The organism is Enterococcus lactis, assembly GCF_015751045.1.
GTDB classification, from domain to species: Bacteria; Bacillota; Bacilli; order Lactobacillales; family Enterococcaceae; genus Enterococcus_B; species Enterococcus_B lactis.
In genome coordinates this window covers 1-12411 of record NZ_BNJW01000024.1, presented here as the reverse complement: position 1 = coordinate 12411, position 12411 = coordinate 1, and the positions used below count along the sequence as shown (strand labels likewise).

Sequence of the window (12411 nt, the reverse complement as noted above, 5' to 3'; positions counted from 1 at the left end):
AAACATTTCTCATCGGCAAATGAAAAATATTTTGTTCTTTTTATCAGTTATTCTTTTTATTTTTTTATCTCTTAATTATGTTTCTCTTTCCAATACGACAATGCTTTTCATTCCTCTAGATATCGCCGTGTACATTTGTCTGCGTCTTCTTTGCTCATCTCTATCGTTTTCAAATGGATACAAGATTACATGATCAAATTCCAGTCCTTTTGCTAGACTCAAAGGGATGATCTGGCAGTTTTCTAATCCATATGAACTTTTTTTAATCGATTCTTGTAGCGTTTGGGTTTCCTCTTCTGTTTGGGTGATAATTGCCGCTTTTTCTCCTTTTAGAGAAGCCAAAATCTCAGCTAGTATTTCCAACAATTCTTCAGAGGATCGAAAAGAGCGGTATTCGGGTTCTTTTCCTTGCGGTCGGATCGATACGATGTCGATCTTCTCTTGATCCACAGCATAGGTTTTGAAAAGCTCTGTGATTGCTCCGCTAGAACGGTAACTATTTCTAAGATCATACCGATGGATCGGCAGATGGTAGTCGTCGAAACAACGCATAATATCAGCAAAAGTAGTGGAAGAATTAAAGATTGCTTGATTCTCGTCACCTACTAAAGTAAAGTGAGTTTTTGGAAATAATTCGATCAATAGACCTAATTGTGCCAGGGTATAATCTTGTACTTCATCAATCAATAGATAGCGAAACGCTGGTACATTTACCTTTTCAACAAGCAAATGATGAATAGCTAATAAAATGACTGCTTCATCAACAGTACGTGTGTGTGGCCAAACATAAGCTGAGCCATATCGTTTTTCATAAATTCTTTCAAACAATCGGTGCTCATCCACCCATGCCATTTCTTCGATTTGTCTGGTTATTTTTCGATAGTTTTTTTGTAAAAGTTTCCTTGCATAAGCTGCGATACTTTGTTCCGAATCATCAGAAATCAATTCACCGAATAATTTCAACTGTCTATCTTCTGTCAACGAGAGTACCTGATTCTGCACAGCAGGACTTTTTGCTTGTTTCAAAAGATGATTCTTCCATTCGCTCATCAGTGCCTTTTTCGTTGCTTGAAGCCTGTCGATCAATTTAGGATGAGCAGGGACTTTCTCATATATTTTTTTGATCGTTTTTTTAGAAAGAACTGTTTTTCCATTTTTAGTAAGTCCACGGATAAAATCAGGATGATCTAGAAACAAAGGATCTGATCGTTTTAGATCATCAATATACTCTTTACTACGCAAGTGTTCTGCTTGCTCTGATACATTTTCTTTGGTGATACGTTTGAAATAAGCTTCTTCACCTTCTATTTCCTCTGCTGAAAGCTGTGAAACTAGCTGCAAGATGGTTAGATTCAGTGGATTTCTTTCGCCTAATGATGGTAGGACATTCGAAATATAGTCGATGAACCGATGATTAGGCGATAGAATCAGCAAGTCATCAGATGTCATCGTATCTCGATATAAATAGAGCAGATACGCAATACGCTGCATGATAGCAGAGGTTTTACCACTACCTGCTACGCCATTTACCAAGATATTTTGACTTTTCACATCCCGAATGATTGTGTTTTGTTCCGATTGGATCGTAGCAGTGATAGCATTCATTTCATTGGTCTCATCTTGACCTAACACTTCTAATAACACATCGTCTTGGATAGCTACAGACGTATCAAAAAACTTGACCAAACGATCTCTTTCCAAAATAAATTGACGTCTTTCTTTGATAACCGTATCGATTTTATTTTGACGAACCGTATAAGAAGATGGGCCAATCATGTTATTGTAAAAAAGTTCGGCAATTGGTGAACGCCAATCATAAACAAGATTTTCATCTGCATCATCTGTGAAATTTGCTGTACCGATATAAAAGGATTCTTTTGGCTCATTATCCAGAAAGTCTACAACGACTTTTCCAAAGTAGGGACTTTTCAATAAACGTTCGATCTTTGCTAGCTGATTTTCTGCGTTTTTCTGTTTGATATTCATCTGATCGATTTCTCTATTTTTCATTTCAATCATCGAAAAAGTATCCAGGTTATCTAAGTAACTGTCAAAATTCAATCGAAGCTCGCCAGCCATTTCTTTCAGCGACTGGTTTCCTTCTACTTTTGCCGTATCCATCGATTCACGCAGTTCGTTTCTTTTATCGATTAGCTTTTGATACACGTTCTTCAGATATGCTTCTTCTAACTGCTTTTGTGTGTTGACCATACACATTCTCCTCTTTTTTTAAAGTGGCGGAACCGATTAGTTTACCTCTTTTAAGAGTCGAATGCAAGCTTTTTAACGAGTATCATTTGTTAGGATATATCAGTTCTTCAGGTCGGACAGTTTGATATAAAGAAAATGCACCATCAAGGTTTTTTACGTGGTAGCCAGACTGCTTCAAGATTCTTTCCGCTAGATAGCTACGTAATCCGCTATGACAGCTGACGATATATTCTTGTTGGCTGTCTAATTCATTTAATCGGTCCCGAAGTTCATTCAAAGGGATATGTTTGGCTTCCTTGAATTTGCCTTTTTCCAATTCTTCTGCTGTTCGCACATCTAATAAAATTTTTCCTTTGGCTAATTCTGTCGGCAATTCCTGCCATTGTACGGTTTCACTAAGCCCTTCTGCAATGTTCATTGCTGCATATCCTAGCATGTTTACTGGATCTTTGGCTGAGCCAAATGGCGGTGCATACGTCAATTCTAACTCCGGCAAATCGAAGATCGTCAAATGCCCTTTGATTGCTGTTGCTAAAATATCGATCCGTTTATCCACACCTTTTGCCCCAACACCTTGTGCACCATAAATCTCGCCAGTCTCTGGATGGAAGATCAACTTCAGTAAAATATCTGTTGCTTCTGGATAATAGCTTGCATGATCTTTTCCTGACACATGAACGACTTCAAAAGACAGCTCGTTTTCTTTGGCTGTTCTTTCACTTAATCCGGTGGATGCGGCAGTCATTCCAAACGTTCGTATAATTGCTGTGCCAATACTGCCTTGATTTCTTCGAGAAATTCCGGAAATCGTGTCCGCAACTTGTCTACCTTGACGATTGGCTGGTGAAGCAAGAGAAATAAGTGCATCTTTTCCAGTGATTGGCTGTTTTACAACGATAGCATCCCCCACCGCATAAATATCAGGAATATTCGTTTGATAACGTTCGTCTACTAGGATACCCCCGCGTATACCTAATTCGATTCCAGCAGTCACTGCTAGCTGGTTATCAGGACGAACACCAATGGATAAAATAACTAAATCAGCAGGAATGGTACGCCCGTCATCCAGTCGCAATCGTTTCCCATGGTCTTCAAATCCAGCGACAGCATGAGAAGTAATCACTTCTACTCCTTGATGAGACAATTCTTTTTCTATAAAAGCTGCCATTTCTTCATCCAGTGTCGGAAGAATATGCGGTGCTTGTTCGATCACCATGACTTCTAAACCTCTTTTTTTTAGGTTTTCTGCCATTTCCAATCCGATGAATCCTGCACCAACGATCACGGCACGCTTTGGCTGTTTTTCTAATGCATGCATCACTTTATCGATATCTGGTACATTTCTAATAGAAAAAACATTGTCGGCTTCTGTTATCCCTGGAATCGACGGAACAACTGGTTTTGCACCAGGAGATAAAACCAATACATCGTACTGTTCCAAGTGTTTTTGACCCTCATGTACGACTTCTACCGTTTTGTTTTCAGGAAAGATAGCTGTCACTTCATGATTTGGACGCACATCTAAACAAAAACGAGCGGATAATGATTCTGGCGTTTGGACAAGAAGATTTTCCCGGTCACTGATTTCACCAGAAAGATAATAAGGCAAGCCGCAATTTGCAAAAGAAACATACGGTCCTTTTTCAAAAACAACGATTTCTGCATCTTCCATTAATCGGCGAAGCCGTGTAGCAGCAGACATTCCACCTGCTACACCTCCGACAATAACGATTTTCATCTTATTTCCCTCCTACTGTTCGATCAAACCATTGATTCATACCGCCACGTACATTCACCACATCATAACCAGATTTCTTTAATTCTTTTGCTGCTTGTTTACTCCTCATCCCTGATTGACAAATCACATAAACGGTCTTTTCTTTGTCTCCATCATATCTGTTTATGCTTTGTAATGGAATATTTTTAGCTCCTTTTATATGCCCGCCCCGGTATTCTACAGGTGTTCTAACATCAAGTAATACTGACTTTTCTAAAAGCTTTTCCTTTAATTCTGGGACTGTTATCGATTTTATTGGCTGAAATAACAAACTCATTTTCTGCACCTCGTTTATATTTTATAAATACCTTACGGGGTATATTAAACAGGAGCTTTCTTATTCTGTCAACCAGAATGACTCTTCATTTTTTTAACTGCTTTTTATATTTGCATAAAATACCGATTAGGGGTATTATCGAGTTATAAAAAATAGAGGAGAATGTGCTATGGAGATTGAGAATAAAAATATCCTGAACCGTTTGAAACGTACAGAGGGGCAAATTCGTGGTATCCAAAAAATGATCGAAGATGAAAAAGAATGTATGGATGTCATCACTCAATTAAGCGCTGTTCGTTCCAGCATTGATCGCGTAATGGGAATGATCGTTGCAGATAATCTGAAAAATTGCTTTGAAAATCCCGATAGTAATCCAGAAGAACAAGCGGCTAAATTAGAGCAAGCGATCAAGATGATTATTAAAAAGTAAAGGAATAATTTCAATGAAAGTCGTTTTCCATATTGATGAATTAGAAAAATGGTCAGAAACAGGGAAAAACGTAAAAAACCTGATAAAAGCTTCTCCTGAAACGACGATCGTCGTTTCCGTCAACGGTATCGCAATTACCGGTTATCTAGACTTTGCCAATGCAGAATTCTTAGATTTGAAAGAAGTCGTTTTTCACGCTTGTGCGAATGCTATGCGTGCTAATCATATTTCAGAAAGTTCTTTACCTGAACAAGTAATCGTTGTACCAGCAGGTGTACTTGATTTAGTTAAACTGCAATCCCAAGGTTATGCTTATATCAAGCCTTAGTCAGTAGAGGTTGTGAGCCTACCCATTTAACTCCGAGTTACAAGAAATAATTTTAAAAACAACTTCTCATGTTTTTGGTTTGGTTGGCTTATTATCGAGAAGTAGCTATTGGGAGTCTATTTATCAAAAAAAGGAGTGCGACATAGGTCACACCCCTTCTTTATTTTCTTTGAAACATCTTTCGGTACTCGACAGCATACAAGACAAAAGATTGTAAAAGACCGTAAGTGATGACGGCAAAAATGACTCTCACCCACAGCGTTGGTAATTCTGGGAAAAGCAGCAAAAGGATCATGCCAACATAGATGACAGCAGTCGCTACTTTGCCATACCACTTCGCACCACTTAATTTGATATTTTTAGATAGCCCGATTAATCCAGCTACAAACATAAAGCCTTCTTTTATCAAGAATAGACCAAACAACAGCCAAAGCCACGGTCGATACCATGCCATAGACAAAATCAGAAAAAGTTGTGTCAATTTATCTGCAAACGGATCAAGCACCTTACCTAAGTCTGTTACCTGATTATATCTCCGAGCAATGACCCCATCTAGATAATCAGACAAACCTGAGACAACAATGACCACTCCTGCTACATAAAACGACTGTCTCAGCACAAAATAAAGATAAATCGGCAGCAAGAGAATACGGAATATCGATAAAAGATTCGGAATTGTTTGGATTTCTTTACGCCAGTTTGTGCTTATTTTCATTTGACCGTCCCACCTCCTCAGCACTCTTTTTTTTATTTTAGCTTACATAGAGAATAAAACCAATGATTTTACTGCTGTTATTTTTTTTGCAATCACTGATCATATGCGTTGGTCTGAAATAATCACTTGTTGTTTTCATCTTTTGCTCTTCTTTCTTCCTGTCGTTTACGCATTTCTTTTACTAACGCTTTATGGGCTTTTTTTGATCCTCGCTCTAGATCACGCTGCTGTTTCCGTGTTTTAAAATCAACAAACAGACTGTCTAAATCGTAACCTGTCGGGTACAGATTTTCTGCTGAACGCACCAGACGAACACGCTGACGAGGCACACGGATCATTTCTTTTTCTAAATATACGGCAATCGTATCTTCACCTATATCCTCATAAACTAATGCTTCTTTTTGGTATTCATTCACAAATATTCGATCGCCTTTTGCAAAGAGCTGGCGTTCTTTTTTATTGTCCTTCCTATTTATACCTGCTGTCTTAGGAGGAAATTCTTTTTTCTGTGTCCGATAGGCTTTTTCCTCCAGGTAACGCTCTGCTTGCTGGATCAATTTCATAGACATAGCCATTTTATGAGCAATCCATAAAGCTTGGCTTTCTCCTGTTTCTCCAACACGCAATTGATATTTAGGACGAAGTGCTTCCCGATCGAAAGCCATAGCAGCCGGCACAAAATCTTCATGATCCCTAGCAAATTTCTTAATTTCTCCATAATGGGTCGTGGCAATGATCAATGCCCCCTGCTCATACATAGATTCCATGATTGCGATCGCTAATGCAGCCCCTTCATTTGGCTCTGTTCCACTGCCAATCTCATCCAGAAGTACCAATGTATTCCTTTTTATCTTTTTCAAAATAGCAGCGATGTTTTGCATATGACCAGAAAATGTACTCAACGCATTTTCTAAATTTTGGTGGTCACCGACATCGACGAAAACCTCATCAAAGACAGCAAGCTCTGTCCCTTCTTTTGCCGGAACTTGCATGCCGAACATCGCCATCAAAGTCAATAAACCGACCGTCTTCAACACGACTGTTTTGCCGCCGGCATTTGCTCCGGTAATAATCAAGCCTCGATAGTCTTTACCGATTTCAACATCCAATGGTACCGCATGATCAGGTAAAAATGGATGTCTGCCTTGTTTGATGACGATATGTTCTGATTTATTGATTTTAGGCGTGATCCCATTGATTTCTCGACTGAATTTTGCCCGAGCAAAAATGATGTCTAATACCGTCATCGTTTCGATCAATAAATCGATTGCTTCTTCATTTTCTGCAATAGCACCAGTCAATGCAGCCAGAACTTGATATTCTTCACTGATTTCTTCAGCTTTTAACAACTGATAGTGTTCATTCAGTTTAGAAACCACAGTCGGTTCAATAAAAACCGTCGTTCCTTTGTTCGATTCATCGATGATCGTCCCATCTACTTTATTTTTATAGCTGGCTTTGATAGGAATCGTATAGCATTCACCTTTTTGAACGATTATTGCTTCTTGGATCATTTCTTTGTTTTTCGGATGACGCAAGAATTTCAGCAATTTTGACTGGATTTCTTTTTCTATTATTTGTAATTGTTTGCGTACTTTACGCAAATTACGTGAAGCATCGTCACTGACTTTATTATTTTTTATTTTTTGGTCAATCAACTCTTCTACATTTATCAAATCAGGAAGATGCTTGCTATAAGCAAATAACAAAGGTGCCTGGTATTGATTCTTATCAAAAAACTTTGTGATCATCCGACTGCTTCTTAGAAAATCCGCATATTCGATCAAATCAGCGGGCGACAGAACCAATCCTTTTTTGACTTGTTCTGTCAGTGCATCAATCCTCGGCAATCCCATAAATGGAACATGCTGACTACTTTCTAAGATCAAGCGTGCTTCTCTTGTTTCTTCTTGACGATCCAAGACGGTTTGTAGGTTTGACGAGGTCGTCATCTTACTGATTCGTTTTTTGCTATAGTTTCCGATTGCTCTTGCTTGGATTTCCTTTTTGATCTGATCAAATTGTAATTGACTAATCATTTCGTTGTTCATACTCTCTCCTTTTCTTGAAGAGATACCTGTCCCAAAATAAATAAGGGCCTAGAGATAAATAAAAGGATAGAACACAGCTTAAAAAAGTCATGTCCTATCCTTATTAGAATACAAAGATATTGTTTTCCTGACAGGTACCGTTTCATAAGCACACCAAATAAACCTTGTTTATTGGCTATTCGACTTACTGATTAGATACCAGCTACACTCACAAAACATTCCCCATTCTTCTAGGTCTTATTTATTTTCCACTTAACTATAGCAAGACGCCTTTTGATTGTCAAACCTTAGTATGTTTTATAGATTTACACCATTAATGAATAGACACCTACCGCGATAATTGCTCCGATCATTGGACCTGCGATTGGTACCCATGAATATGCCCAATCTGAAGTTCCTTTATTAGCTATTGGCAATACCGCATGTGCTAATCGAGGACCAAAGTCCCGAGCAGGGTTGATTGCGTATCCTGTTGGTCCTCCTAATGAAAGACCGATGGCTAAGATCAATCCACCTACAGCGAATACGTTCGTTCCAGGTGCAAATTCGTTTTGTCCAAAAGCTAGCAACCCAAGAACTAATACAAAAGTACCAATTAATTCTGTGATTACATTTGCTGGATAGTTCCGTATAGCAGGACCTGTTGCAAACGTACCCAAAATCGCACTTTCATCTTTCGTTGCATTCCAATGTGGCAAATAAGAAAGCCAAACAAGAATGGCCCCTGCAAAAGCTCCTAAAACTTGCGCAATGATGAAAGGAACGACAAGATTCCAACTAATTGCCCCTGTCATCGCCATAGCTAGAGAGACTGCAGGATTCAAATGAGCTGGGCCCATGAATCCAGAAATATAGACAGCCATTGTTACAGCGAGTCCCCAACCAAACGCAATGACAATCCAGCCAGAAGCTTGTGCTTTACTTTTGTTTAGATTCACAGCCGCACACACACCATCTCCAAGCAAAACTAGGATCAATGTCCCAATAAACTCCCCCATGATTTGAGTCATATCACTGTTCATTTATTTCTCCCCCTTTAGTTCCCGCAGATCTGATTCTGCGATCAATGCTTCTAAACGTTTAGTCTGTTGCGCCTTCTCTTCTTCTGTCCACCCAAAATACTCAGCAATTGCATCGATCACAGGTTGCTTGATCTCATCCAGCTGGTCTCGTTCAAACAACAGATGATTCGTCCGACGAATGAGATAATCACCTGGGGCTAAAACCATTTCTTCTTCTAAGCCATAACGTAACCGAGCTGACTCAGCGAGACTCAAACCAGGATAAGGTGTCATTTCTTTTGCTAATTCAAAGATACGTCGAGCATTAGTCCCGTAAAAATCAGCGATATAAGTAGCATCTTCTTCCTCTAAACCGGCTGCTACTCCTTCTTTTGCTAATTCCCTCACTGTTTCTTCTAATTTCGTTGGATCGAAGTTTCCACCTGAAATCTGATATTTTTTAGAGTCGATTTCTTTCGTCTCTATTCCGTATTCTTCTTTTAACAGCTGACGAATCAATCGTAAAGCTCCTTCTGCCATCTTACGGTAATCAGTGATTTTCCCACCTGATAAAGTCAACAAGCCATCTGGTTCTCTTTCTAAAGAACTACCTCTGGAAATCGTAGAAGGTGCTTTTTCGTCGCGGCTGTTTTCCAAATGGTTCAACACATCTTCTACTTCAGCACGAGAAACTTTATTTTCCTTATATTCACTTACTGTATCAACCACTTTATTGAAGCTCTTGTCTGAAATCGATCCGTTATCTCCGCCATTATAATCAGAACCAGAATTACCAATCAATAGTGGACGAAGCCCTGCCCAGCTTGCTTCGATATCTGCCAATGTGATATTTGCTTCTGGATAGCGATGGTTGATTACATCCAATAGATAATCCACGTCTTCTTGTGTGACTTTTGGATCCGTAAAGTCTCCTTGGTAATCCGTATCTGTCGTACCAAAGTAAGTTTTGTTTTCTCTTGGGATAGCAAAAACCATCCGCCCATCTTGTTTTCCTGTATCGAAGTATGTGGGTTGCGGTACAGGCAGTTTTTTCGCATCTACGACTAAATGGATTCCTTTGGTTGGACGCATTTTAGGAGAGACTGGACGCGTAAAATTCAAGTTCCGTACTTTATCTACCCAAGGACCACTCGTATTGATCACTAATTTTGCTTTGATCTCTATCACTTCATCTGTCAGCAGATCACGAGCTTTGACACCAACGATTTGATCGCCCTCATATAAAAAGCCAACCGCTTTCATTTTACTTACTAGATAAGCCCCATCTTCTGCAGCCTTTTTGATATTATCGATCACTAAACGGGCATCATTGTTGCGGAAATCCAGATAAACACCTGCACCTTTTAGCCCTTCTTTTTTCAAAAATGGTTCTCTTTCCAATACTTCTTCTGGTGTCAGGGTATAGTTCTCATATTTAGTTCCTGTCACATTTGCCAGTTTGTCGTAAAGGTCCATTGCTACTTTGACAGAGAACATATTGAAGGTTGTTGCTCCTTCATCTTCATAGATTGGTAAAAGCATTGGATCTGGTTTTGGGATGTGTGGGGCAATACCTTGTACGACTGCACGTTCACCAACTGTGTCAGCTACTACTTCCACATCAAATGTTTTCAGATAACGAATACCGCCATGCACAAGTTTGGTCGAGCGAGAGGACGTCCCTTCTGCAAAATCTTGCATTTCGATCAATCCTGTTTTGATTCCTGATGCTGCTGCCTGGACTGCCACACCGGCACCAGTGATTCCGCCACCGATGATCAACAGATCCAATTCTTCTTGCTGCATTTTTTGAATGCTATCTTGTCTTGTCTTGTTTGAAAACATATGGATTTCCTCCTTATTCAAATGCTTGGGTAGCTTTTACTGCTTTTTTCCAGCCATTGTAAAGTTTTTCTCGGCGCTCTTCCTCCATTTGAACTTCAAATAGCTTGCCAGCTTCATAAAATTCACGAATCTCGTCTGTATCTTTCCAATAGCCGACAGCTAATCCTGCTAAAAATGCTGCCCCTAGTGCTGTTGTTTCCAAGTTTTCTGCTCGTTGGATCGGTACATTCAAGATATCTGTTTGGAATTGCATCAGATATTCATTATTTGCTGCACCGCCATCCACTTTCAATACAGGAATGTTGATTCCAGTGTCATCTTGCATCGTATCGATGATATCTCTCACTTGATAGGCAATCGACTGCAAAGTAGCTTTAATGATATCTTCTTTTGTCGTTCCACGTGTCAAACCAAACATAGCCCCTCGTGCTGCCTGATCCCAATAAGGAGCACCCAGTCCAACAAATGCAGGAACAACATAGACCTCATCTTCGTTTGTGGAGCGTTTTGCCGCGGCTTCCGAATCACTAGCCTTTTGCAACATTTGAAGACCATCTCTCAGCCATTGAATCGAAGAACCAGCCACAAAAATACTTCCTTCTAAAGCATAGTAAACCTTTCCATTTATACCGTAACCAATTGTCGTCAATAAATTATTTTTGGATAATTGCGGTTTTTCACCGGTATTCATGACAATAAATGAACCTGTACCATAAGTATTCTTGACCATACCTGGTTCGAATGCCATTTGTCCGAATAATGCAGCTTGCTGGTCTCCTGCCATCCCTGAAATTGGTGCTTCGCTTCCATAAAAATGATAACCTTGCGTATAACCATAAACTTCTGAGTTAGAAGTAACTTTTGGTAACATCACTCGAGGAATATTCAATAAATCCAAAATTTCCTGATCCCAATCTAGCTGATGGATATTGAACAACATCGTCCGACTGGCATTCGAGTAATCAGTAACATGTGCTTGTCCATCGGTCAGTTTCCATACTAACCACGAATCAATCGTTCCAAACATTAACTCGCCTTTTTCAGCGCGTTCTTGCGCACCTTCTACATGATCAAGAATCCAGCGAATCTTCGTTGCTGAGAAATAGGCATCGATCACTAGTCCTGTTTTTTCGTGGAAAAATTCTTGATATCCTTCATTTTTTAAGTTATCTGCAATTCCAGCTGATTGTCTGGATTGCCAAACAACTGCATGATAGATTGGACGTCCTGTATCTTTTTCCCAGATTACTGTTGTTTCACGCTGGTTCGTTATGCCAATCCCAGCAATCTGGTTTGGTTTGATCCCTGATTCGATGAAAGCTCCGGCAATAACTGACTGTACAGAATTCCAGATTTCATTTGCATCATGTTCAACCCAGCTTTCTTGCGGGAAATATTGCGTGAACTCTTTTTGAGAACTGCCGATATGTCTTCCTTTCTTGTCAAAGATAATTGCTCGTGAGCTAGTTGTACCTTGGTCAATCGCCATGATATACGTTGGTTCTGTCATTGTGATTCCCTCCATTATCTGCAAACGCTTTCTTTAACTGCTTTTATCATACTACTCATTTAAAAAAAGAAACTGTCAAAATTTTATTCTTTTTTTCTTTTTTTTGACAGTTTTTTATTACGCCGATTGTAAAATTAAGCTAGACAACTAAAAAAGTCATTTGTGCTACACTCAAAATAGTTCCGACCAAAGAATTATAAGGAGTGAGTACAAATGACCTATACCCATCTTACAACGGATGAACTTGTAATAATAGAGTCTTATTT

The 12411-nt window shown here is 39.3% G+C and carries 10 protein-coding genes; 2 read left to right on the top strand and 8 right to left on the bottom strand.

Features of this window, described 5'->3' with window-relative positions; all coding sequences use genetic code 11:
- Window positions 1-75: 75 nt before the first annotated feature.
- The 3 genes from KFO35_RS11675 to KFO35_RS11665 all read right to left on the bottom strand — a co-directional run bounded on the left by KFO35_RS11675 (window position 76) and on the right by KFO35_RS11665 (window position 4265).
- The gene (locus KFO35_RS11675; protein WP_025477363.1) at window positions 76-2211 is read right to left on the bottom strand and encodes a HelD family protein; all 2136 of its coding nucleotides are present in this window, start codon (window positions 2209-2211) and stop codon (window positions 76-78) included.
- A gap of 82 nt (window positions 2212-2293) precedes the next feature.
- On the bottom strand, window positions 2294-3949 hold the full coding sequence (locus KFO35_RS11670) for an FAD-dependent oxidoreductase (protein WP_002315965.1): 1656 nt from the start codon (window positions 3947-3949) through the stop codon (window positions 2294-2296).
- 1 nt (window position 3950) lies between these two features.
- On the bottom strand, window positions 3951-4265 hold the full coding sequence (locus KFO35_RS11665; RefSeq protein ID WP_025477364.1) for a rhodanese-like domain-containing protein: 315 nt from the start codon (window positions 4263-4265) through the stop codon (window positions 3951-3953).
- 169 nt (window positions 4266-4434) lie between these two features.
- Here KFO35_RS11665 and KFO35_RS11660 point away from each other — a divergent pair, with 169 nt between their 5' ends.
- Complete coding sequence (locus tag KFO35_RS11660) at window positions 4435-4695, top strand: metal-sensitive transcriptional regulator (RefSeq protein ID WP_002292566.1); 261 nt, start codon at window positions 4435-4437, stop codon at window positions 4693-4695.
- A gap of 13 nt (window positions 4696-4708) precedes the next feature.
- A complete protein-coding gene (locus tag KFO35_RS11655) occupies window positions 4709-5023 on the top strand; it encodes a DsrE family protein (protein ID WP_025477365.1) in 315 nt (104 codons plus the stop codon).
- A gap of 160 nt (window positions 5024-5183) precedes the next feature.
- Here KFO35_RS11655 and KFO35_RS11650 read toward each other — a convergent pair whose 3' ends face one another.
- The 5 genes from KFO35_RS11650 to glpK form a co-directional block, all read right to left on the bottom strand.
- Window positions 5184-5738, bottom strand: coding sequence for a CDP-alcohol phosphatidyltransferase family protein (locus tag KFO35_RS11650; RefSeq protein ID WP_002315969.1), 555 nt, complete (start codon window positions 5736-5738; stop codon window positions 5184-5186).
- A gap of 122 nt (window positions 5739-5860) precedes the next feature.
- Window positions 5861-7789 carry an endonuclease MutS2 gene (locus KFO35_RS11645; RefSeq protein ID WP_002315970.1) on the bottom strand — a complete coding sequence of 643 codons (1929 nt, stop codon included), beginning with the start codon at window positions 7787-7789 and terminating at the stop codon, window positions 5861-5863.
- 305 nt (window positions 7790-8094) lie between these two features.
- Window positions 8095-8811 carry an MIP/aquaporin family protein gene (locus tag KFO35_RS11640; RefSeq protein WP_002292560.1) on the bottom strand — a complete coding sequence of 239 codons (717 nt, stop codon included), beginning with the start codon at window positions 8809-8811 and terminating at the stop codon, window positions 8095-8097.
- Window positions 8812-10635: a type 1 glycerol-3-phosphate oxidase gene (gene glpO / locus KFO35_RS11635; RefSeq protein ID WP_002315971.1), complete on the bottom strand. Its 1824-nt coding sequence runs from the start codon at window positions 10633-10635 to the stop codon at window positions 8812-8814. It abuts the gene before it with no gap.
- A 13-nt stretch (window positions 10636-10648) separates the two neighbouring features.
- Window positions 10649-12145 (bottom strand): glycerol kinase GlpK, encoded by a 1497-nt coding sequence (gene glpK / locus KFO35_RS11630; protein ID WP_156272325.1) that lies wholly within the window; start codon window positions 12143-12145, stop codon window positions 10649-10651.
- Window positions 12146-12411: the final 266 nt, after the last annotated feature.